The sequence below is a fragment of the Micromonospora sp. NPDC047730 genome, from assembly GCF_043204765.1.
GTDB lineage: Bacteria > Actinomycetota > Actinomycetes > Mycobacteriales > Micromonosporaceae > Micromonospora.
In genome coordinates, this window is record NZ_JBIDCU010000005.1 from 409,340 (window position 1) to 431,382 (window position 22,043).

The following is a 22,043-nucleotide window of genomic DNA, read 5'->3' on the forward strand; positions in this document are numbered from 1 at the left end:
CCGTTGACGGGCCCTCGGTCCGTGCCGCCGAACGCGGTGTCGACCGGCAGCCGGGACTCGGTCCGTGCCGCCGACGGGTGCTCCGTCCTTGCTGCTGACGGGTGCTCAGTCCTTGCTGCTGAACGCGGCGTCGAAGGCCGCGGCCGGGGCGTCGAAGGCGAGCCGCCGGACGAACTGCAGGGCTTCGGGGGCGCCGACGAGGCGGTCCATGCCGGCATCCTCCCACTCGATCGAGATCGGGCCGGCGTAGCCGATCGCGTTCAGCGCCCGGAAGCAGTCCTCCCAGGGCACGTCGCCGTGACCGGTCGAGACGAAGTCCCAGCCGCGCCGCATGTCCGCCCACGGCAGGTGCGAGGCGAGCCGGCCCCGCCGCCCGTCCCCCGTACGCACCTTCGCGTCCTTGCAGTCGACGTGGTAGATCCGGTCGGCGAAGTCGAAGATGAAGTTGACCGGATCCAGCTCCTGCCAGACGAAGTGCGACGGGTCCCAGTTCAGCCCGAACGCGGGCCGGTGCCCGACGGCCTCCAGCGCCCGCTTCGTCGTCCAGTAGTCGTACGCGATCTCGCTCGGGTGCACCTCGTGGGCGAAGCGGACCCCGACGGAGTCGAAGACGTCGAGGATCGGGTTCCAGCGGTCGGCGAAGTCCTGGTAGCCCCGCTCGATCATCTCCGGCGGCACCGGCGGGAACATCGCCAGGGTGTGCCAGATCGACGACCCGGTGAAGCCCACGACGGTGTCCACCCCGAGCCTCGCCGCCGCCCGGGCGGTGTCCTTGATCTCCTCGGCGGCCCGGCGGCGTACGCCCTCGGGCTCGCCGTCGCCCCAGATCCGGGCCGGCAGGATGCCCTGGTGTCGCTCGTCGATGGGGTGGTCGCAGACGGCCTGGCCGACGAGGTGGTTGGAGATCGCGTACACCTTCAGGTTGTGCTTTGCGAGGGTCTCCCGCTTCCGGTCGACGTACGAGTCGTCGGCGAGGGCCCTGTCGACCTCGAAGTGGTCGCCCCAGCAGGCGATCTCCAGCCCGTCGTAGCCCCACTCGGAGGCGAGCCGGCAGACCTCGTCGAACGGAAGGTCGGCCCACTGGCCGGTGAAGAGCGTGATGGGTCGCGCCATTGTCCTTCTCCCCTGTCGTGATGGGGATTCCGTGGGTGCGTGACCGGGGCGAGGGTGACCGGCCGGGCCGGTGCGAGGGCGGTCACGGCGGAACACCGGTGGGCGCCGCGTAGGCACCTGAACCCGCCGGGTTGCGCCTCCCGCCGGATCACCGGCAACCGCCACGGTCGCCGCCCTCACTCTAGAACCGCCACGCCCCGCACGGAACCCCACACCCGCCCACCCTCCCGCCCCATCCCCTCCCGCCCCATCCCCTCCCTCCTCCCCCTCCCTCCTCCGCGATCTTGCACTTTCTGCCCTCGGCTCGCGGCCTTCGGGCGGAATGTCGGGGCACGAACTGCAAGATCGCGGGGAGGTGTTTCCGCGCACGCCCGTCGATCCCACGAAAGGTCCCTCCTAGGCCGCCCGTCAGAGCGGACGGTCGACGACCTGGGCGGCGAGGACGGCGAGGGCGGCCCGGGCCTCCGGGGTCACGGGGGCCTCCGCCAGGGCCGCCAGGGCGGCATCGGCGCGCACCCGGATCATCCGCTCGATCCGCTCGCGCGCGCCGGTACGCTCGATGATGCCCCGCAGCTCGGCGGCCCCGTCGGCGTCCAGCGCCGGGTTGCCGAACAGCTCCCGCAGCCTGGCGGCCTGCGCCCGGTCGGCGGCGCCACGGGCCAGCGCCATCATCACCGTCGGCTTGCCCTCCCGCAGGTCGTCCAGGACCGACTTGCCCGTGACGGCCGGATCGCCGAAGACCCCCAGCACGTCGTCGCGCAGCTGGAACGCGTCGCCCAGCGGATCGCCGAACGCGGTCAGCGCGGCGACCGGGCCCGGGCCCGCCCCGGCCAGCGTCGCCCCGATCTGCAGCGGCCGGGTGACCGTGTAGCGGGCAGCCTTCATCCGGATCACGGTCAGCGCGCTGGCCACCGAGCCGTCGCCGACCCCGGAGACCAGGTCCAGGTACTCGCCCGCGATCACCTCGGTGCGCATCAGCGCGAAGACGGCGCACCCCCGGTGCACCCGCGCGGCGTCCAGCCCGCACTCGTGGAACATCTGGTCCGACCAGGCGGCGCACAGGTCGCCGCAGAGCAGGGCCGTGTTGCGCCCGTACGCCTCCGGGTCGCCCCGCCAGGACGAACGGGCGTGCAGGTCGGCGAAGAGCCGGTGCACCGACGGCTCGCCCCGCCGTCGGTCGCTGCCGTCGAGGATGTCGTCGTGGATCAGCGCGAACGCGTGGAACAGCTCCAGCGCGGCGGCGGCCACCACGATCGGGGTGCCGTCGGGGGCGCCGGCGCCCCGCCAGCCCCAGTAGCAGAAGAGCGGGCGCAGCCGCTTCCCGCCGGCCAGCACGAACCGGTGCAGCGCGGTGAAGACGCCCCGGGGCGCGCCGTCCGGCCAGTCCCGGCCCTGCCGGTCGAGGAACGCGGCCAGCTCGGCGTCGACACGGGCCCGCAGTTCGCTGGTGTCGGGGGGCGCGACGGTGACGGTCACGACGCCTCCCCCGGTCGTCCGGCCGCCGCAGGGGGCGGCGGCGCGGCTGGCGGGACCAGCCCCGCCAGCTCCAGCAGCAGGGCTTTCACCTCGGTCGCGGCGACCCGGTCCCGGGCGGCGGACGGGTCGGAGCAGAGCAGCACCGGCCCGTCGGCCGGGTCGGCGGGGAGCCGCCCGTGCGACCCGCGCACCGCCTGGGCACCGGCGTCCAGCCCGACCACGCTCATCAGGTAGCGCAGCCCGAGCTTCTTGCGGGCCAGCGCCACGGCGGCGCGGCGCTTGGCGGCACCGGGGGCGGCGGGGTCGAAGAACAGCTCCGCGGGGTCGTAGCCGGGTTTGCGGTGGATCTCCACGAGGCAGGCGAAGTCCGGCGCGCGGGTGTCGTCGAGCCAGTAGTAGTACGTGAACCAGGCGTCCGGCTCGGCGACGAGAACGAGTTCTCCGGCGCGCGGATGGTCCAGCCCGTGCGCGGCCTTGCCGTCGGCGTCGAGCACCTCGGCCACCCCGGGCAGCGCGGCGCAGAGCTTCGCCACCGCCGGCACGTCGGCCGGGTCACGGACGTAGACGTGCGCGACCTGGTGGTCGGCGACCGCGAAGGCCCGCGAGGTCCACGGGTCGAGGTACTCCATGCCGGCCTGGGTGTGCACCCGCAGCAGCCCCTCGGCGCGCAGCAGCCGGTTGACGTCGACCGGGCGGGAGGCGTCGGTGATGCCGTACTCGGAGAGCACCACCACGGTGGCGTCCCGGGCCCCGGCGGCGTCCAGCAGCGGCCCGAGCACGGCGTCCAGCTCGGCCGCCGCCGCGGCGGCCTGCGGGGAGGACGGGCCGAAACGTTGCAGGTCGTAGTCGAGGTGCGGGACGTACACCAGGGTCAGGTCCGGGGACTGCTCGGCGAGGATCCGCTCGGCGGCCCGGCAGATCCACGCCGACGACGCCAGCCCCGCACCCGGCCCCCAGTAGCTGAACAGCGGGAAGGTGCCGAGCCGGTCGGTGAGCGCGTCGTGCAGCTCCGGCGGGTCGGTGTAGCAGTCCGGCTCCTTGCGCCCGTCGGCGTGATAGACGGGGCGCGGGGTGACCGTCCAGTCCACGTCCGCGCCCATCGCGTACCACCAGCAGACGTTGGCGACGGTGTAGCCGGGCTCGGCCCGGCGGGCCGCCTGCCAGAGCCGCTCCCCGCCGACCAGGGCGTGGTGCTGACGCCAGAGCAGCACCTCGCCGAGGTCGCGGAAGTACCACCCGTTCCCGACGATCCCATGCTCGACCGGGAGCGCCCCGGTGAGGAAGGTGGACTGCACCGAGCAGGTCACCGCGGGCAGCACCGTGCCCAGCTCGGCCCGGAAGCCGGCGTCGGCGACCGCGCGCAGCCGGGGCATGTGCGCCAGCAGGCGCGGGGTCAGCCCCACCACGTCCAGCACCACCAGCCGCCGGCTCATGCCGGCACCTCGCTCCGCTCGGCGCCGCCATGAGACACCCCGGCACAGTGTCGATGACTCACTCGCTGACGCTCGCTCATGTCGGCACCTCGCTTCGCTCGGCGCCGCCATGAGGCACCCCGGCGCTGTGTCGATGATTCACTCGCAGACGCTCGCTCATGTCGGCACCTCCGCCGGACGGCCCGCGGGAGCCAGGCCGAGGGCGACCAGCTCGGCGTGGGCGAAGGCCAGTTCCGCGGCGATCCCGGCGGCCAGCTCCGCGTCGGTGCCCGGCCGCCGCGCGGCCGGCAGCACCCCCCAGGTGTACGTCTCGACGTCGAGGTGGTCGCAGCCCGCCTCGGGCCCGGCGTAGAGCGCGGCCAGCGCGGCGCGCAGCACCGGCAGGGTGGAGTCGAGCGGCGGTTCGGGCGGGGCGTGCAGCGGCACGTGGTAGTGCACCCGCCACGGCCCGGGCAGCCGCGCGGCCAGGGCGGCGTCCAGGTCGTCGGCGGCGTGGGCGGGGTCCGCCGGGTCCGACGCCCCCGCGCAGCCCGCCGCGCGGGTCTGGTGCAGGAAGCGCGGCTCCACCCAGCGGCGCAGCGCCGCCGTCGCCTCGGCCGGCGCCTCGATGGCGGCCGAGACCTGCACCTTCACCACCGGCAGGCCGGCGGCCCGCAGCCGGCGCAGCGCGTCGGCCGGCTCCTCCCAGGCGCAGGCGAGGTGGGCGAGATCCAGGCAGACGCCGAGGCGGTCGGTGTCCACGCCGGACAGTGCCGCGACGGCCTGTCCGGTGCTCTCCACCACGCAGCCCGGCTCCGGCTCGAAGCCGACCCGGACCGGTCGGCCGGTGTCCCGCTCGACGACCGCGAGACCGGCCGCGAGCTGGTCGAGCCGGCGGCGCGCGGCGTCCGTGCGGGCGGCGTCCCAGGGCCGCCGCCAGGCCAGCGGCAGGGTGGAGACCGAGCCCCGGGCCGCGTCGTCCGGCAGCAGGTCGGCGAGCACCCGGGCCAGGTCCAGGGTGTACGCGAGCCGCCCGCCCGTGGTCCAGTCCGGGTGGTAGACGTCGCCCTTGACCACCGGCGCCTGGAAGGCCGCGTACGGGAAGCCGTTGAGCGTGACCACCTCCAGCCCCCGAACGGTCAGCTCGGTACGCAGCCGGCGACGGGCCGCCGGGTCGACGGCCAGCTCGGCGGCGACCGGGGCGGCCAGCCACAGCCCGAGGCCGAGCAGGTCCGCGCCGACCGCCTCGCGGACGGGCACGGCGTAGGCGTCCAACTGGCGGAGGATGCCGGCGAGGTCCTCGGCGGGGTGCACGTTGGTGCAGTAGCCGAGGTGGACGGTGTCGCCGCCGGCGTGCCGCAGCCGCATCAGCTGCCGCCGCGCAGGATCGAGTTGCCGGCCCACGTGCCGGTCGGCGGGTCGACGTCGGCGCGGTCCAGGTCGGCCAGGTCCAGCCGCCCGGACTGGCCGTAGAACTCGACCGGGTTGCGCCACAGCACCCGGTCGACGTCGTCGTCGGTGAAGCCGGCCAGCAGCATCGCCTCCCCCGTGGCCCGGGTGAGCAGCGGGTCCGAGCGCCCCCAGTCGGCCGCCGAGTTGACCAGCACCCGCTCGGTCCCGTACGCCCGCAGCAGCTCCACCATGCGCGGCGGCGACATCTTGGTGTCGGGGTAGATGGAGAAGCCCAGCCAGCAGCCGGTGTCCCGGACCAGCTTCACCGTCACCTCGTTGAGGTGGTCGAGCACCACCCGGCCCGGCTCGATGCCGGACTCGGCCACGACGGCGAGGCTGCGCTCCACGCCCCGGGCCTTGTCCCGGTGCGGGGTGTGCACCAGCGCCGGCAGGTCGTGCGCCACGGCCAGGGCCAGTTGGGCGGCGAACGCGTCGTCCTCCTCCGGCGTCATCGAGTCGTAGCCGATCTCGCCCACCGCCACCACGCCGTCCTTGTCGAGGTAGCGCGGCAGCAGGTCGAGCACCGGGCGGCAGCGCGGGTCGTTGGCCTCCTTCGGGTTCAGCGCGACCGTGGCGTGGTGGCGGACCCCGAACTGCCCGGCCCGGAACGGCTCCCAGCCGATCAGCGAGTCGAAGTAGTCGGCGAAGGAGGCGGCGCTGGTGCGGGGCTGGCCGAGCCAGAACGCCGGCTCCACCACCGCCCGGACGCCGGCCGCGGCCATCCGCTCGTAGTCGTCGGTGGTCCGCGAGGTCATGTGGATGTGCGGGTCGAAGATGCGCATCACGCCTCCCTGGCGGTGATCGGGACGGGACCGGTGGTGAACCGGCCGAGCAGCGCGGTGGCGTCGGCGGGCATCGTGCGGCCGGCGGCCTGCCGCTCGGCGGCCAGCCCGGCGAGCATCGCGGCGAGTTCCGCGTCGGCGCGGGCGTCGAGGTCGTGCACCACGGCCAGCGGCACGCCCGTGAAGACGCACTTGAGCACCGCCTGCCGCCAGGCGGCCGGGTCGAGGTGCCGGGCGTACGGGCCGAGGGCGGCGGCGACCAGCCGGGTGTCGTTGGTACGGATCGCGTCGTGCAGCAGCGGCACCCCGGCCGCGCCGATCGGCAGCAGCGGCAGGGCCTTGAGCACGGCCCGCTTCTCGGCGGCGTCGCCGTGGCGGTAGAGCGACTCGGCGTGCGGGGCGTGGTCGGCGGGCAGCGCGGTCAGCAGCAGCGCCCGGGCCGCCTCGTCGGCGCTCCAGCCGGCCGGCTCCGGCAGCGGGGCCCGGCCGCAGCGCCGGCCGGCAGCCGCGAAGAGCCCGCCGATCGCCGCCGGTTCCGCCGCCACCCGCCGCACCGCCGCGTCGAGCCAGTCGGGCTCGGGTACCCCCCGCAGCGCGGCCCGCAGTGAATCCGGTGTCATCCCGTCTCCTCTCTCGTGCTGCCCGAGCTGGCCCCGTCACCGATCCCGTTGCCCGGCTTCCTTCACGGCGGTACGCAGGAAGTCGAGCGAGCGGGCGGCGACGGCGGGGGCGGCGTGCGAGTGCCGGGGCAGCTCCACGGCGACCAGCCCCCGGTAGCCGGCGTCGGCCAGGGCCCGCAGCACCGGCGGGAAGTCGATCTCGCCGGCACCGAACTCCAGGTGCTCGTGCACGCCCCGGCGCATGTCGTCGATCTGCACGTTGACCAGGTGCTCGGCCACCTCGTGCACACACGCGGAGATCGGCTGCGGCTCCAGGCACCGGCAGTGCCCGATGTCGAGGGTGATGCCGAAGTGGGCCGGGTCGCCGAGCGCGCCGCGCAGCCGGCGCCAGCCGGCGATGTCCTCGACCAGCATTCCCGGCTCCGGTTCGAAGCCGAGGATCACCCCGGCCGCGTCGGCGGCGTCGACCACCGTCGCGCAGCCGGCGACCAGCCGGTCCCAGGCCGTCGGCGGCGGGACGGCGTCGGGGCGTACGCCGGCCCAGAAGGAGACGGCCTCCGCGCCCAGGTCGGCGCCGATCCGCACGGCCCGGCGCAGGAACTCGACGCGCCGCGTCGGGTCGTCGTGCAGCAGCGTCGGGGCGTGCTTGTGCCACGGGTCGAGCAGGTACCGCGCGCCGGTCTCGACGACCACGGCGAGGCCGAGCGCCGCCAGCCGGCGGGCGACGGCGGCCACCCGCCGCGCCAGCGCGGGCGCGAACGGGTCGAGGTGGTCGTGGTCCAGGGTGAGCGCGACGCCCTGGTAGCCCAGGTCGGCGATGACCGCCAGCGCGTCGGCCATTCGGTGGTTGGCGAACCCGTTGGTCCCGTAGCCGAACCGCAGCCCGCCGTCGCCGCGTCCGGCCGCCCCGGCGCTCGGGGGCTCCGGGGCCGTGTGCCGGGGGCGCGGGGCGGTCATGTCGGGGAGACCTTCCGGGCCAGCCGGCGGCCCAGGGGCGCGGCCACCGCCACCGCCAGCCCGAGCAGCCCGGCCCCGGCGCGCGCGGCCAGGGCGCCCTGCAACGCGGGCAGCCCGGTGATGCCGGCCCCCACCGCCGCGCGCACCCGGGCGGCGGAGGGCTCGGCCACCACCCGGGCCTGGGCCGCGCCGTAGCGGGCCGCGTACGAGCCGGCCAGCAGGGCGGGCAGCACCCCCGCGCCGGCCGGGCCACGCCACCGGCGGGGCATCGCGCGACCGGCGGACCGGGCACGACCCGTCGGGACGGTGGCGGCGCCGGCGGCGACCAGGGCGGTGCCGACGAGGGTACGCAGCGGCAGCGCCGCGTCGGCGCCGGTGACCTCCCGGCGGGAGAGTGCCGTGACCGTCCACGTGTGGGCGGCCACGGTGACCGCCGCCGGCACCGCCCGCAGCACCCGTCCACCCGTGGCGCCAAGCAGCACGTCCAGCCCCCGGCACGCGGCCATCACGGCCGGTCCGGCGGGGGTGTCCTTCGCCGCCAGGTCGTACCCCCAGACGGCGGCGGCGAGCGGGACGGCGACGCTCGCGGCGCGCCGGCCCCCGGCGGTGGCGGCCAGCGCGACCCCGGCGGCGGTGAGCCCGGCGGCGAGGCCGAGCGCGGTCCCGGGGGCGACCCGGCCGCTGGGGATGGGCCGCTCGGGGCGTTCGACGGCGTCCAGCCGCTGGTCGGCCCAGTCGTTGGCGGCCATTCCCGCCCAGTAGAGCAGCACGGACGCGGCGGCCAGGGCGGGCGTACGCCGGTCGAGCGCACCGGCCGCGGCCGCGCCGGCGACGACGTCGCCGGGCACCGAGAGCGCGGCCGGGGCCCGGACCAGCTCGACGAGGTCAGCCGCGCGGGGCATCGGCACCTCCCGCGTGCAGCCGGCGGGCGAAGCCGCACAGCCGGGTCCACTGGTCGGCCAGCGAGTGGGTGGACGCGCCGAGCGGGTCCTTGAAGAAGAAGGCCAGGTCGTGCAGGGGGCCGGTGTGGCCGGCGGCGTGCGCGGCGGCGACGAGCCGGGCCAGGTCGAGCACCAGGGGCGCGGCCAGCGCGGAGTCGCAGCCGTGCCAGGTGAACTCCATCCGCATCCCGGTGCCGAGGAAGCCGGCGAAGGTGACCAGGTCCCACGCGGTCTTGAAGTCGCCCAACTCCTCGACGTACTCGATCCTGGTGCCGCCCTGCGGGAGGTAACCGAGCGTCTCACCGAGCACCCGCTGCTTGCTCTCCACCTTGGCCGCGTTGGCGGCCGGGTCGGCGAGGGTGGCGCCGTCGCCGCCGCCGAGCAAATTCACCCCGGACCAGGAGCGCACCGCCAGGTGCCGCATCGCGAACATCGGCGCGAGCACCGACTTGACCAGGGTCTCCCCCGTCTTGCCGTCGTGCCCGGCGTACGGGATCCCGCGGTGCGCCGCCAACGTGGCCAGGGCCGGCAGCCGCAGCCCGGTGGACGGCGTGAAGTCGACGTACGAACAGCCCGCCCGCACCGCCGCGTACGCGTAGAGCGAACTGGGCGGCAGCACCTCCTCGGGACCGGCGAGCGCGGCCCGCAGCGCGTCCGGGTCGGCGTGCGCCGGGTGCGGTCGGGCGACCGGTTCGGTGGCCGAGACGTTGACCACGACCACCCGGTCCAGCTCGTGCCGGCCCCGGAAGTCGGTGAGGTCGCGTACGGTCGCGGCGGCCCGGTCCGCCTGGGTGCCGGCGGTGGGGGCCGCGCACAGCTCGCGCTCGACGGCGGCCAGTTCGTCGGGGAGGGCGGCGACCAGCCGGCCGGGCAGCACGCCGGCGGCGGCGAGGGCCTCGGCGCGTTTGGCCAGCGGGACGGTGGCGACGTCGTGCCCGCCGAAGACCAGGTCGGTGAAGGCCGGCAGGGCGGGCCCACGCACGTCGGGCAGCTCGGTGACGCAGCCGGTGGGGCCGGTGAGCCCGGCTCGCAGGGCGAGCGCCCCGACGATGCTGGTGGTCGCGACCGAGCCGCGCGCCCCCACCAGCCAGACACCCGTACGCATGGTGCTCCTTCCCGTCAGGAGGAACCAGCCGTGCATTGGCTTACATGGATATCAGAAGTTTGTTCGGAAAGATATGGATCTGTGCGGATGGGCCCCGTCCGCCGGCCCGCACCGGGGGAGCCGACCGGCCCGGTGTCGACGTCGGCGGCGACGACGCCGGACCGGCTCCCGGTGCGGGCGCGGACGGACGGGGCTGGCAGGCAGGGGCGGTCGGCGTCTCGCCCCTGCCTCCCCCGCATCCGCCGGCCGGGACGACGGCGCGCCCCGACCGGACGTCGTGGGGTGACGCGGCCCGGCGGGATCGCCGGGGTGGTGGCGGTCCTCCGGTGCGACTGGGGAATCCCGGTCCGGCCGCACCGGACGACCGTCCTGCTCGTGCGCCACCGGGCCGTGGCGGCCCGGCTGCACGTCCTCCGCTGCCGACCTCGTCCCGGCCGCGGGGCGCAACCGCGGCCGGTCCCTCGCCGGTCGGCGCCGGAGGTGGCTCAGACGGCCACCGAGGCCAGCGCGGGCTCCACCTCCGTCCACGAGGAGCCCAGCTCCGCCGACCGACCGACCGCGTCCAGCACGAGCTGGACCTGGAGCCCGTCGGCGAAGGAGGGGGCCGGGTCGGCGCCGGTGGCGATCGCCTCGACGAAGTCCCGCACCTGGTGCGTGAAGGAGTGCTCGTAGCCGATGATGTGGCCGGGCGGCCACCACGCCGACATGTACGGGTGCTCCCCCTCGGTCACCAGGATGCGGCTGAAGCCCTGCTCGGCGGCCGGTCGCGTCGCGTCGAAGAACTCCAGCTCGTTGAGGCGTTCCAGGTCGAAGGCCACGGTCCCGAGGGAGCCGTTGATCTCCACCCGGAGCGCGTTCTTGCGGCCGGTGGCGAACCGGCTCGCCTCGTACGTGGCCAGCGCGCCGCCGTCGAGCCGGGCCACGAAGACCGCCGCGTCGTCGACGGTGACCGTGCCGGTGGCCGGGCGGTGCCCGTCCGGGCCGTTGCCGTCGGCCGTGGCCGCCAGTCCGGTCGACCCGCCCGGCAGCGGGCGTTCCTTGACGAAGGTCTCCGTCACGGCGCTGACCCCGCTGATCCGCTGCCCGGTGACGTACTGGGTCAGGTCGATGATGTGCGCGCCGATGTCGCCGAGCGCGCCGGAGCCAGCCCGGTCCCGCTGCAACCGCCAGACCAGGGGGAACTGCGGGTCCACGATCCAGTCCTGCAGGTACGTCGCCCGGACGTGCCGGATCACCCCGAGCCGCCCGTCGGCGACGAGCTGGCGCATCATCGTGACCGCGGGCACCCGGCGGTAGTTGAACCCGCACATCGAACGCACCCCGGACGCCCGCGCCGTGGCCGCGGCGGCGGCCATCGCCCGGGCCTCGGCGACCGTGTTCGCCAGCGGCTTCTCGCACAGCACGTGCTTGCCGGCGGCCAGCGCGGCGAGGGCGATCTCGGCGTGGCTGTCCCCGGGTGTGCAGACGTCGACCACGTCGATGTCGTCCCGGGAGATCAGGTCGCGCCAGTCGGTCGTGTACGCCTCCCAGCCGAGCCGGTCGGCGGCGTCGGCCACCTTCCCGGCGTCCCGGCCGCAGATCAGCGCCATCCGGGCCCGCGCCGGCAGGTCGTACACCCGGTTCACGGTGCGCCACGCCTGCGAGTGCGCGGCGCCCATGAACGCGTAGCCGACCATGCCGACCCGCAGTTGCCTGTCTGTCGTGGACAAGGTGGGTCTCCCCCCGTGTGTCAGAACCCGAGCTTGAGGTAGTTGCCCGCGTTCTCCTTGGTGATCGTCTCGGAGGCGAGGACGATCTCCTTGGGCACCTGGAGTTCCACCAGGTCGGACATGCCCTTGCCCTGGCCGATCAGCCGGGCCAGGGAGATCGCCGAGGAGGCCATCGACGGGCTGTAGGTCACGGTCGCCTTGAGCACCGTGTTGTCGGCCTGGATGTCCTCCATCGCCTTCTTCGAGCCGGCGCCGCCGACCATGAAGAACTCCTTGCGGTTGGCCTGGTTGATCGCGGCCAGCACGCCGATGCCCTGGTCGTCGTCGTGGTTCCAGAGGGCGTCCATCTTCGGCAGGGCCTGGAGCAGCTGGGAGGCCTCCTGCTGGCCCGAGTCGGCGGTGAACCGGGCCGAGCGGCGGTTGGCGACCTTCAGCCCCGCCTGGGCCAGCGTGTCGGCGAAGCCCTTCGACCGCTCCTGGGTCAGCTCGAGTTCCTCCATGCCGGCGATCTCGCCGATCACCGGGTTGGTGAGGTTCTTGGCCTTCAGCTGGGCGATGATGTACGTGGCGGCGGCCACGCCCATGCCGTAGTTGTCGCCCTTGATCTGCAGCCGGTAGGCCTTGGCGTCGGGGAACGCCCGGTCCAGGTTGACCACCGGGATGCCGGCCTTCATCGCCTCCAGGCCGAAGGCGTTGAGCTCCTTGCCGTCGTGCGGCAGCAGCACGATCACGTCGGGCTTCTGCGAGACCAGCGTCGACAGCGCCGCCCGCTGGGCCGCGGCGTCGGCGCCGGCCTCGACCGTCTTGAACTCCACGTCGGAGTACGTGCCGGCCTGCGCCTTGGCGTTGTTGGTGATGGCGGCGATCCAACCGTGGTCGGCGGCCGGCGCGGAGAAGCCGATCGTCACCCGCTTGCCGGGCTCACTGTTGCCGCCGGGCGCGCCCGCCGCCTTGGTCTGCGCCTCGGTCGGCTGGGCCTCGTTGCTGGTGCAGCCGGCGAGCAGCACGCCGGCGCCGACGGCGGCCCCGCCGAAGAGCAGCCGGCGGCGCGACAGGTCGCGGCTGTGCTGGGTCATGACGACCTCCTGTTTTTTACGGGGGTGAAGGGGGATTTCGGGTGTGCGAGGTCCGGCCACCGTCGTCTGTTCGGGTGGCCCAGGTGCGGCAGGTTGTCACTCGATGGGGGTCAGGTGGTGGTGAGCCGGTTTCGGCCGAGGAACTGCGTGAGGCTGCGGAACTGCACCTGCTGGACCAGGACGGCCGCGACGATGATGCCGCCCTTGACCATGTTCTGGGCCTCGGTGGTGAGGCCGTTGATCGCGAAGAGGTTGGTGATCGTGGCGAAGATGATCACCCCGAGCAGGGAGCCGATGATGGTCCCCCGCCCGCCGCTGAGCAGCGTGCCGCCGATGATCGCGGCGGCGATCGCGTCCAGCTCGTACAGGTTGGCCATCGCCGCCTGAGCCGAGTTCGCCTGGGCGGTGAGCATGATGGCCGCGATGCCGCAGCAGAGGCCGGAGAGCGCGTAGAGCAGCAGGGTGTGCCGCTTGACGTCGATACCGGCCAGCCGGGCCGCTTCCGGATTGCCGCCGACCGCGACGGTGCGGCGGCCGAACGTGGTGCGGTTGAGCAGCACCCATCCGGCCGCCACGACGGCGGCGAGGATGTAGACCAGCAGCGGGATGCCGAGCAGGTTGTTGCTGGCGAGGCCGTTGATGAAGCCGTTGTCCGAGACCTGCGTCTGCTTGTCGGAGATCTCGGCGGCCAGCCCCCGGGCCGCCACCAGCATCGCCAGGGTCGCGATGAACGGCACCAGCCGCCCGTACGAGATCAGCAGCCCGTTGATCAGGCCGACCGCCAGCCCGACGGTGAGCGCGCTGAAGATCATGCCGCCGGCGCCGTAGCTCTGGGTCGCCACCGTCGTGCACCAGACCCCGGCCAGCGCGACGATCGCCCCCACCGACAGGTCGATGCCGCCACCGATGATCACGAACGTCATACCGACGGTGACCACGCCGACCACCGAGGCGAGCTTGAGGATGCTGAGCACGTTGTCCCAGACCCAGTCCGGGTTGGAGTAGAGGTCGGAACGGGTGAGGGCGCCGATCACGATCAGCGCGACCAGCACTCCGATCAGGGCGAGGTTGCGGAGGGCGCCCTCGCCGGCGTCGCCGTGCCACCAGGAGAGCCGGCCGGTGGCCTTCTCGCTGGCCAGGGCGGTCTCCGCCGGGTCGACCGGCGGTGACTGCGCCGGAAGATCCGTACCGCGCCCCGGCGTGGCGGTGGAGGTGGGCACTGTGTCGCTCATGCCGGTGCGCCTTCCATCAGGGACCCCGCCATGACGAGGTCGAGCACGGTGTTCTCGTCGAGTTCGGCGGCCGGGGCCTCGCGGACCACCCGGCCCTCGCGCATGACCAGCACGCGGTCGGCCAGGCCGAGCACCTCCGGCACCTCGCTGGAGACCAGCAGCACCCCGACGCCGCGGGCGGCGAGGGCGCGGACGACCTGGTACAGCTCCGCCCGGGCGCCGACGTCCACGCCCCGGGTCGGCTCGTCCAGCAACAGCAGCTTCGTGTCGCCGAGCAGCCACCGCCCGACCACGACCTTCTGCTGGTTGCCTCCGGAGAGCGTGCGCACCGGCCGGCGGACGTCGCGGGGGCGCAGGTCGAGGCTCTCGGCGATGCGGTCCGCCTCGGCCCGCTCCTTGCCGGTGTCGGTGAAGCCGCCCCGGGCGTACCGGCCGAAGGTGGCCAGCGTGACGTTGCGGTAGATCGGTTCGCCCAGCAGCAGCGCCTGGCTCTTGCGCTCCTCCGGGGCCATGCCGAGGCCGGCGCGGACCGCTGCGCCCACGCTGCCCGGACGCAGTGCCTTTCCGGCCATCGTGACGGTGCCGGCGTCGGCCCGGCGGGCGCCGTAGATGGTCTCCAGCAGCTCCGATCGGCCGGAGCCGACCAGCCCGGCGATGCCGACGATCTCGCCCGCCCGCACGGACAGCGACACGTCGGCGAACTCGCCGGCCCGGGTCAGCCCGTCGACGCGGAGCAGCCCTTCGCCGGCCGCCGCCTCGGCGGGGCGGTCCGGGAAGACGTACTCGATGGTGCGGCCGGTCATCCGGGAGACCAGGTCGCGGGTCGGGGTCTCGCGGGCCGACAGGTTCGCCGCCGTGGTCCGCCCGTCCTTGAGTACGGTCACCCGGTCGCCGATCTCGCGGATCTCCTCGAGGCGGTGCGAGATGTAGATGACCGCGATGCCCTGGGCGGTCAGCTCCCGGATGATCCGGAACAGGTTGCCGACCTCGTCGTGGGCCAGCACCGCGCTCGGCTCGTCCATGATGATCAGCCGGGCCTCGTGCGACAGCGCCCGGGCCATGCTGACCACCTGCTTGGCGGCCGCCGGCAGCGAGCGGACCATCCGGTTCGGCGGGATCTCGGCGTGACCCAGCCGACCGAGGATCTGCCGCGTCCGGCGGGCCATGTGGCCGCGCTGGACGAAACCGAACCGGCGCGGCTCGTGGCCGAGGAAGGCGTTCTCCGCGACGGACAGGTCCTCGACCAGGTCGAGTTCCTGGTAGATCGTGGCGATGCCGGCGCGCATGGCGGCCTGCGGGTTGGCGAAGCCGACCGGCTGGCCGCGCCACTCGACCTGCCCCGAGTCGGGACGGTGCACCCCGGCCAGCACCTTGATCAGGGTGGACTTGCCGGCACCGTTCTGCCCGAGGAGGCAGTGCACCTCGCCGGCGCGCACCTCCAACTGCACCCCGTCCAGCGCGCGTACGCCGGGGAAGGTCTTGACCACGTCGGTGAGGCGCAGGACCACCTCGCCCGCGACGGCGTCGGCGGGCGCCTCGACCAGCGGAGCGTCGGCGGGGGCGACATCCGCCGGCGTGGCGGCGGCCGTCTTCTCGGGCTGGGCCACGCTCTCCTCCTCGCGCTCGTTCATGACGCCTCCGCGAAGGCCACGTCGCTGGCCAGGACGGCGGCGCCGGCCACGCCGGCGCGGGGCCCCAGCTCGGACAGGACGACCGGGAGGTTGCCGGTGGCCAGTGGCAGCGACCGGCGGTAGACCACGCTGCGGATCTCGGCCAGCAGGATGTGCCCGAGCTGGGCGAGCCCGCCGCCGATCACGATCATCGACGGGTTGGTGAAGCTGACCAGCCCGGCCAGGACTCCACCGACCCGCCGACCCCCGTCGCGGATGAGCTGGATGCAGGTGACGTCGCCCTCGCCGGCGCCCTCCGCCACGTCCCGGGCGGTGACCGCGCCCCGCGCGGCGAGCCGCTCGGCCAGCGCGGGCGAGGTGCCGGCGCGCGCCGCGGCGGTCGCGTCCTTGGCCAGCGCGGCACCGCTGAACAGGGCCTCCAGGCAGCCGACGTTGCCGCAGGAGCACATCGGGCCGTGCGCGTCGACCTGGATGTGGCCGATGTCGCCGGCGCAGCCGTCGGTGCCTCGGTAGACCTCGCCGCTGAGGTAGATCCCGCACCCTATTCCGGTGCCGATCTTCACGAAGAGGAAGTCGTCCACGGAGTGGGCGACCCCGCCGTGCCGCTCCCCGATCGCCATGATGTTGACGTCGTTGTCGACCACCGCCGGGCAGCCGTGCTCGCGGGTGAGCAGCTCACGCACCGGGAACCGGTCCCACCCCGGCATGATCGGCGGCGAGACCGGCACGCCGTCGCGGAAGCTGACCGGGCCGGGCACGCCGATGCCGACGGCGTCGAGCCGCTCGTAGGCGCCGTCCACCCGGGCCTTGTGCAGCAGCTCGTTGACCCGCTGGAGGGTCACCTTCGGTCCGGTGCGGATGTCGGCCGGCTCCGCGTACGCGGCGACCGGCTCCAGGCGGCCGTTGACCACCTCGACGTCGATGGAGCTGGCGCCGAGGTCCACGGCGGCGAACCGCAGGTGGGGGCTCAGCTCGACGAGGGTGGAGCGCCGGCCGCCCCGGGAGGCGGCCAGCCCCGCCTCGGCGACGTAACCGAGCCCGACGAGCCGTTCCAGCTCGGCCAGCAGCCGGGGGCGGGGCATCTGCAACCGGTCGCCCAGCTCGGCCCGGGACACCGCCCCCTCGTCGCGGAGCAACCGCAGCAGCCGGACGTGCAGGGGGTCGACCGTCCGCACCGGACTCACCTCTTCCCGCGCCTCGTTCACATCGACGTAGCACCGATGTGTTGTGTCCGACACAGTAGGAGCCTTCTGCGCCAGCTGTCCATACCTTCAGCACATCCAACGCCAACTTTTGTCAGATCGAGCAAAAGTCCCCCCACTCCCCCCGCTCCCCTCACCCGCCCTCACCCGCCCGCACACCCTCGGCGATCTTGCAGTTCGTGCCCCGACAAATGCGGCATACCAGGGCGATATCCGGGGCCGAAAGTGCAAGATCGCCGGGGGGAGAGCGGGCGTGGGGCGTACGGGGGCAGAGGGGCGCCCCGCCGCCCGGGTGGGCGGCGGGGCGTGGTGGGGCTGGGGCGGGGGTCGGGTCAGCGGCGGTTGGCGGCGTTGCGCTTCTTCCTGAGTTTGCGGTCGTCGCGCAGCTCGACGTAGGGCTCCTCGTCGGGCGAGTGACCCGCCGAGATGGCGCGGCTGCGCTCCAGCTCGGCGTCGAACTCCGCGCCGAGGAGGATCGCGATGTTGCTCAGCCACAGCCAGATCAGGAAGATGATCACACCCGCGAGCGCCCCGTACGTCTTGTTGTACGAGCCGAAGTTGCTGGCGTAGAGGGCGAAGAGGCCGGAGATCACCAGCCAGATCACCACGGCCAGCACGCCGCCCGGGCTGACCCAGCGGAACCCGCCGTGCCTCGCGTTCGGGGAGGCCCAGTAGAGGATCGCGAACATCAGGCTGACCAGGAGCAGCAGCACGGGCCACTTCACGATGTTCCACACGGTCACCGCCGTGGAGCCCAGCCCGATCGCCTCGCCGACCTGCGCGGCGAGGCCGCCCGTGAAGACCACGATCACCGCGCTGGCCAGCAGCATCACGCCGATCACCGCGGTCACCCCGACGCGGATCGGCAGCGTCTTCCAGATCGGCCGCCCCTCCGGGACGTCGTAGATGGTGTTGGAGGCGCGCATGAACGCGGCGATGTAGCCGGACGCCGACCAGAAGGCGGCCAGCAGACCGAGGATCGCGGCGAGCCCGGCGAAGCCCCCGCTCTGCTGCGCCTGGTTGATCGCCCCCTCGACGATCTGCCGGATGTTCTCCTGCGGGACGGCCTGGTCGACCGTGTCCTTGACGCCCTGCGTCGCGCGCGGGCCGAGCAGACCCAGGATCGAGACCAGCACCAGCAGGCCGGGGAAGATCGAGAGCACCCCGTAGTAGGTCAGGGCCGCCGCCCAGTCGGTGAGGCTGTCGTCCTGGAACTCCCGGAGCGTGCGCCGCAGCGCCGCCTTCCACCCGGTGCCCGGCAGCGCCGTCGGGCTTTCGGGGCCCTCATCGGGCCCGACCGGGCCGCCCCCGGGGCGGTCCCGCCGCGCCGGATCCGGGCTGGGGTCGGCGCGGCCCGTCCGGCGGTCACCGCCCGCCCTGCCGCCGGCCACGGCCCCGGAATCGTCGCGGTCGCGCCCGCCGCGGGCGGAAGACTCGTCGGAGGCCATCGCCCCTCCCTCTGCTCGGCTCATGTCCCCCCGACATGCCCCGGCAGCGGCGACGATTAACCACCTACCGGTAGAGCAACCTGCCCATCCGGCGCGAAGCGACCAGCAGGCCGACAACCAGCACCGCGAGCAGGTAGAGCACGTCGAGCACCCACGCCCAGCCGGCCGTGCCCACGGTGACGCCGCGGATCAGGTGCACCGCGCGGTAGAGCGGGGTCACCTCGACCACCCAGCGCAGCAGGGACGGGTACGCCTCGGCGGGGACGAACGTGCCGGAGAAGAGGAAGAGGGTGAACTGGGCCGAGCCCATCAGGTCGAAGTCCTGCCAACTGCGCATGAAGGTGGAGATCGTCATGCCGAGCGCGCCGAAGGCGAAGCCGACCAGCACCGCCGCCGGGAAGGCGACCAGGGCCCGGGCCACGGTGGTCAGGTCCATCCCCACCATCACCACGAGGAACGCGGCCGAGTAGGACCCGCCCCGCAGCATCGCCCAGCCCAACTCGCCGAGGGCGATCTCGAACGGCTGCACCGGGGTGGCGATCACCCCGTCGTACAGCTTCATGTACTTCATCTTGCCGAAGAAGTTGAACGTCGTCTCCGACAGCGCGCCGGTCATCGCCGACGAGGCGAGCATGGCCGGCGCGACGAACGCCGCGTACGTGACGACCTGGCCGCCGGGCAGCGTGAGGTCGCCGACCAGCGCGCCCACCCCGACGCCGATGGAGAGCAGGTAGAGCAGCGGCTCCACGAAGCCGGAGACGAGCAGCAGCCAGTAGACGGACTTCAGGGCCGCGACGTTGCGCTCGGCCACCGACGTCGACCGGCGGGTCGCGGCGGCGACGTCGACCAGCCGGGGCAGGACGAGACTGACCACGGCACCCCTCCTAGACGACGAGCCGGCGACGGAACGCGCGGCGGGCCAGCAACCAGCCGCCGACCGCCCAGGCCGCGAGGTAGAGCAGGTGGCCGGCGACCGACCACTGCGGAGCGACGCCGAGCGTCGCCGCCCGGCACAGGTCGACGCCGTGCCACAGCGGCGTCGCGTACGCCAGCCAGCGCAGCGCCGTGGGCAGCGACTCGACGGGGAAGAACACCCCGGCGAACAGCGTCATCGGGATCACCGCGAAGCGGAGCAGCATCGCCAGCCAACTGTCGGTGGACACCACCGACGCGTACGCGAAGGTCGGGGCGGCGACGGCGAGGCCGAGCAGCGCGACCACCGGCAGCGTGGCCACCGCCCACGGCGAGCGCAGCGCCCCGAACAGCGTCATCACCAGCAGGAACGCCGCGATGGCGGTGAGCACCCGGAACAGCACGAACGCCAGGTGCCCGCTGAGGATGTCGCCCACCCGCAGCGGCGCGGCGCTCTGCGCGAAGTAGGTCTTGATCCACTGGAAGTTGCTGAACACCGGCCACGTCGACTCGCCGATCGCCGTCTGCAGGGCGGTCGACGCGATCAGGCCGGGCACGATCCACTCGAGGTAACGGACCCCGCCGACGCCCTGGTCGATGTAGGCCCCGACGCCGACTCCGAACCCGAGCACGGTCAGCACCGGCAGCAGGAACGACGAGAAGACGCCGGCCCGCCAGGTGCGCCGGTAGCCGACCAGGTAGTGCGCCAGCACCGCCAGCGCCGGCACACGTGGCAGCGACGGCCGCGCCCGCTCCCGCGCCTGTTGCGCCACGCTCACGCGACCACCCCCGTTCACCACGGCCTTCCTACCCCGGGGGTACGACAGGCCGCAGCCACCCTACGACCGGCGTACGCACCTGTCGTGGCAGTTTCCGCTCCGAGCGGGGTCCCTCCGTTCCCTGGACAGGCTTAATCTACATAGGTAGCCTTGGTCTTGTGAAGCCACTCGGACGCATCGGTGCGGCGACGGTCGACGTCCTGCGGGTGCTGGTCGACAGCGACCGGCCACGTTGGGGGCTGGAGATCATCAAGGTCACCGGGCGCCCGTCCGGCAGCGTCTACCCGCTGTTGGAACGGTTGGAGCGCAACGGCTGGGTGACCTCGCACTGGGAGGACGAGACCGACCGCCGCGGCCCACGGCGGCGGATGTACCAACTCACCACCGACGGAGCGGTGGCCGCCCGGCGGGTCTGCGCCCGGGCCGACACCCGGGCGCCGCACCACCGCCCGGCCCGACTACGGGAGGCACGATGACGTCCGTCCGGGCCGCGCTCGTCCTCGTGCGCTGCGCCGCGGCAGTGCTCCCCGGCCCCTCCCGCGCCCGTCATCTCGAACAGTGGCAGGCCGACGTGTACGGCGCCGCCGAACTCGGCATGTCCCCCCTGCGGCTCGCCGCGGGCACCCTCGGCGCCGCCGTCCGGATCGCCGCCACCAGCCCGAAAGGACCTTCAGCCATGCAGCCCATCGGCCCGCTCGCCCTCGCCCTGAAGCTGATCGGCGGCACGCACGCCCGCCGTCGCGCCGTCACTCTCGCCGCCGTGTTCACCGCGACCCTGCTGGCCGGCGTCGGGCTGCTCATCGCCGGCTGACCGGCTACCGCTCCGCCGCCGGCCGCCCGGACCGGCACCTGGAATACGGGGTAAGCGCGGCGGCGTGTGGGAACACGTCCAGGCTGGCCACGCGGGGACCGGCAGGTGGCCGTGGTGGGCGAGCTACCGCCGGGCGACGCCCGAGACGAACGCGCGCCAGGCGGCAGGGCCGAAGGTCAGGGCCGGACCGCTGGGGTCCTTGGAATCGCGTACGGCCACCACGCCGGGGAGGTTGTCGGCCACCTCCACGCACGCACCACCTTGGCCGTTGCTGCGGGTGCTCTTGCGCCACCGGGTGCCGGTCAGGTCCATGTCTCCGCCACTTCCGCCGTCAGTTCCCCGGAGAGGGCCGCTACCGCCGATCTGCGGCGTACGCGACAAAGGCGCGCCAGGCGTCCGGGCCGAAGGTCAGGGCCGGACCGCTCGGTTCCTTGGAATCGCGTACGGCCACCACGCCGGGGAGGTTATCGGCCACCTCCACGCAGTTGCCGCCCTGGCCACTGCTACGGGTGCTCTTGCGCCACCGGGCGCCGGTCAGGTCCATGTCTCCGCCACTTCCGCCATCAGATCGAGGGACTGCTGGTGCGATAGTGCCTCACCACGGATCGACTCCCACACCTCGACCATCTGCTGCACGTAATCCGCCCGGTCGACCGCCTGCCCGTGGCGCTGCCCCTCCAGGTATACGACGTCCTCCCCAGCGGGCTGAGTGGCGATCACGAAGGGACCGGCGAGCCCAGGGTACGCGCCAGAAAAGAGTGGCACGACCTGGATACGCACCCGGGGCAACGTCGATCCGAGCTTCACCAGGTGCTGCACCTGCTCGCGCATGACCTCCGGCCCGCCGACGCGGCGGCGCAGCACGTACTCGTCGATGACGGCGGTGAGCAGCGGCGGTCGGTCGCGGGTGAGCAACGCCTGGCGGTCCAGCCGGGCCGTCACCTGCCGCTCGATCTCGTCCGGCACGAACAGCCCGCCGCCGGCATGAATGGCGTACGCGTAGCCCTCGGTCTGCAACAGACCGGGCACGCACAACGGCTCGAACGTGCGCAGTGCCGTGGCCTCCTGCTCGATGCCGGCCCAGTCGCGAAACCACGGCACGACCGTTTCCCGGCTGATCCGTCGCTGGATGCGCTCGAAGCGCCCGTCCGCGCCGAACACCGTGTCGCAGCGGCGGGCGAAGTCGAGGCTCGGCCGGCGCTCGCACGTCTCCACCTTGGCGACCAGGGCGCCCGAATAGCTCAGCGCCTCGGCCAGCGCGGTCTGGGACATGCCACTGGTGGCCCGGGCGAGCCGCAACTCCTCCGCGAAGTGGTCCAGCATGGACGAGCGTTCCACGGACAGCCTCCGTACATCCTCGTACCGCCAGGGAACGGCCGCCGTAC

General features: G+C 73.8%; 22 protein-coding genes. 2 read left to right on the forward strand and 20 right to left on the reverse strand.

Annotated elements, in window-relative coordinates:
* Positions 1-105 precede the first annotated feature (105 nt).
* The 17 genes from ACGF5G_RS15950 to ACGF5G_RS16030 all read right to left on the reverse strand — a co-directional run bounded on the left by ACGF5G_RS15950 (position 106) and on the right by ACGF5G_RS16030 (position 19,841).
* Positions 106-1,113 (reverse strand): sugar phosphate isomerase/epimerase family protein, encoded by a 1,008-nt coding sequence (locus tag ACGF5G_RS15950; protein WP_350712241.1) that lies wholly within the window; start codon positions 1,111-1,113, stop codon positions 106-108.
* A 408-nt stretch (positions 1,114-1,521) separates the two neighbouring features.
* On the reverse strand, positions 1,522-2,589 hold the full coding sequence (locus tag ACGF5G_RS15955; RefSeq protein WP_393263234.1) for a polyprenyl synthetase family protein: 1,068 nt from the start codon (positions 2,587-2,589) through the stop codon (positions 1,522-1,524).
* Positions 2,586-4,022, reverse strand: a complete 1,437-nt coding sequence (locus tag ACGF5G_RS15960) for an alkaline phosphatase family protein (RefSeq protein ID WP_393263236.1) — start codon at positions 4,020-4,022, stop codon at positions 2,586-2,588. Before ACGF5G_RS15960 ends, ACGF5G_RS15955 begins: the two co-directional genes overlap by 4 nt.
* 156 nt (positions 4,023-4,178) lie before the next feature.
* Positions 4,179-5,369, reverse strand: a complete 1,191-nt coding sequence (gene eboE / locus ACGF5G_RS15965; protein WP_393263238.1) for a metabolite traffic protein EboE — start codon at positions 5,367-5,369, stop codon at positions 4,179-4,181.
* Entirely contained in the window at positions 5,369-6,235 is an 867-nt protein-coding gene (locus tag ACGF5G_RS15970; RefSeq protein ID WP_357450749.1) for a TatD family hydrolase, read from the reverse strand. The genes eboE and ACGF5G_RS15970 overlap by 1 nt, the downstream gene beginning before the upstream one ends.
* Positions 6,235-6,855 (reverse strand): EboA domain-containing protein, encoded by a 621-nt coding sequence (locus ACGF5G_RS15975; protein WP_393263240.1) that lies wholly within the window; start codon positions 6,853-6,855, stop codon positions 6,235-6,237. Before ACGF5G_RS15975 ends, ACGF5G_RS15970 begins: the two co-directional genes overlap by 1 nt.
* Positions 6,856-6,891: 36 nt before the next feature.
* Positions 6,892-7,695 carry a sugar phosphate isomerase/epimerase family protein gene (locus ACGF5G_RS15980; RefSeq protein ID WP_393263332.1) on the reverse strand — a complete coding sequence of 268 codons (804 nt, stop codon included), beginning with the start codon at positions 7,693-7,695 and terminating at the stop codon, positions 6,892-6,894.
* 113 nt (positions 7,696-7,808) lie between these two features.
* Positions 7,809-8,714 carry an SCO3242 family prenyltransferase gene (locus tag ACGF5G_RS15985; protein ID WP_393263242.1) on the reverse strand — a complete coding sequence of 302 codons (906 nt, stop codon included), beginning with the start codon at positions 8,712-8,714 and terminating at the stop codon, positions 7,809-7,811.
* A complete protein-coding gene (locus tag ACGF5G_RS15990) occupies positions 8,698-9,858 on the reverse strand; it encodes an inositol-3-phosphate synthase (RefSeq protein WP_393263244.1) in 1,161 nt (386 codons plus the stop codon). The genes ACGF5G_RS15985 and ACGF5G_RS15990 overlap by 17 nt, the downstream gene beginning before the upstream one ends.
* Positions 9,859-10,343: 485 nt before the next feature.
* Positions 10,344-11,534, reverse strand: coding sequence for a Gfo/Idh/MocA family protein (locus tag ACGF5G_RS15995; RefSeq protein WP_393263334.1), 1,191 nt, complete (start codon positions 11,532-11,534; stop codon positions 10,344-10,346).
* 53 nt (positions 11,535-11,587) lie between these two features.
* A complete protein-coding gene (locus tag ACGF5G_RS16000; protein ID WP_393263246.1) occupies positions 11,588-12,643 on the reverse strand; it encodes a substrate-binding domain-containing protein in 1,056 nt (351 codons plus the stop codon).
* A 110-nt stretch (positions 12,644-12,753) separates the two neighbouring features.
* Positions 12,754-13,875: an ABC transporter permease gene (locus ACGF5G_RS16005; protein ID WP_393263248.1), complete on the reverse strand. Its 1,122-nt coding sequence runs from the start codon at positions 13,873-13,875 to the stop codon at positions 12,754-12,756.
* Entirely contained in the window at positions 13,872-15,506 is a 1,635-nt protein-coding gene (locus ACGF5G_RS16010) for a sugar ABC transporter ATP-binding protein (protein WP_393263250.1), read from the reverse strand. Before ACGF5G_RS16010 ends, ACGF5G_RS16005 begins: the two co-directional genes overlap by 4 nt.
* On the reverse strand, positions 15,503-16,681 hold the full coding sequence (locus ACGF5G_RS16015; protein WP_393263252.1) for an ROK family protein: 1,179 nt from the start codon (positions 16,679-16,681) through the stop codon (positions 15,503-15,505). The genes ACGF5G_RS16010 and ACGF5G_RS16015 overlap by 4 nt, the downstream gene beginning before the upstream one ends.
* Before the next feature lie 359 nt (positions 16,682-17,040).
* Entirely contained in the window at positions 17,041-18,156 is a 1,116-nt protein-coding gene (locus ACGF5G_RS16020; protein ID WP_393263254.1) for a YihY/virulence factor BrkB family protein, read from the reverse strand.
* A gap of 64 nt (positions 18,157-18,220) precedes the next feature.
* Complete coding sequence (locus ACGF5G_RS16025; protein WP_393263255.1) at positions 18,221-19,030, reverse strand: ABC transporter permease; 810 nt, start codon at positions 19,028-19,030, stop codon at positions 18,221-18,223.
* A gap of 10 nt (positions 19,031-19,040) precedes the next feature.
* The gene (locus ACGF5G_RS16030; RefSeq protein WP_393263335.1) at positions 19,041-19,841 is read right to left on the reverse strand and encodes an ABC transporter permease; all 801 of its coding nucleotides are present in this window, start codon (positions 19,839-19,841) and stop codon (positions 19,041-19,043) included.
* Between the two features lie 164 nt (positions 19,842-20,005).
* On the opposite strand from ACGF5G_RS16030, the gene ACGF5G_RS16035 reads away from it, so the two are divergent.
* Both ACGF5G_RS16035 and ACGF5G_RS16040 read left to right on the forward strand, forming a co-directional pair.
* A complete protein-coding gene (locus tag ACGF5G_RS16035) occupies positions 20,006-20,323 on the forward strand; it encodes a PadR family transcriptional regulator (RefSeq protein ID WP_393263257.1) in 318 nt (105 codons plus the stop codon).
* The gene (locus ACGF5G_RS16040) at positions 20,320-20,658 is read left to right on the forward strand and encodes a hypothetical protein (protein ID WP_393263259.1); all 339 of its coding nucleotides are present in this window, start codon (positions 20,320-20,322) and stop codon (positions 20,656-20,658) included. Before ACGF5G_RS16035 ends, ACGF5G_RS16040 begins: the two co-directional genes overlap by 4 nt.
* Positions 20,659-20,781: 123 nt before the next feature.
* Here ACGF5G_RS16040 and ACGF5G_RS16045 read toward each other — a convergent pair whose 3' ends face one another.
* Genes ACGF5G_RS16045 through ACGF5G_RS16055 form a run of 3 tightly spaced genes read right to left on the reverse strand, consistent with a single transcriptional unit; the run spans position 20,782 to position 21,996 of the window.
* On the reverse strand, positions 20,782-20,970 hold the full coding sequence (locus tag ACGF5G_RS16045) for a DUF397 domain-containing protein (RefSeq protein WP_393263261.1): 189 nt from the start codon (positions 20,968-20,970) through the stop codon (positions 20,782-20,784).
* Positions 20,971-21,010: 40 nt separating this feature from the next.
* The gene (locus tag ACGF5G_RS16050; protein WP_393263263.1) at positions 21,011-21,202 is read right to left on the reverse strand and encodes a DUF397 domain-containing protein; all 192 of its coding nucleotides are present in this window, start codon (positions 21,200-21,202) and stop codon (positions 21,011-21,013) included.
* On the reverse strand, positions 21,193-21,996 hold the full coding sequence (locus ACGF5G_RS16055) for a Scr1 family TA system antitoxin-like transcriptional regulator (protein ID WP_393263265.1): 804 nt from the start codon (positions 21,994-21,996) through the stop codon (positions 21,193-21,195). Before ACGF5G_RS16055 ends, ACGF5G_RS16050 begins: the two co-directional genes overlap by 10 nt.
* Positions 21,997-22,043: the final 47 nt, after the last annotated feature.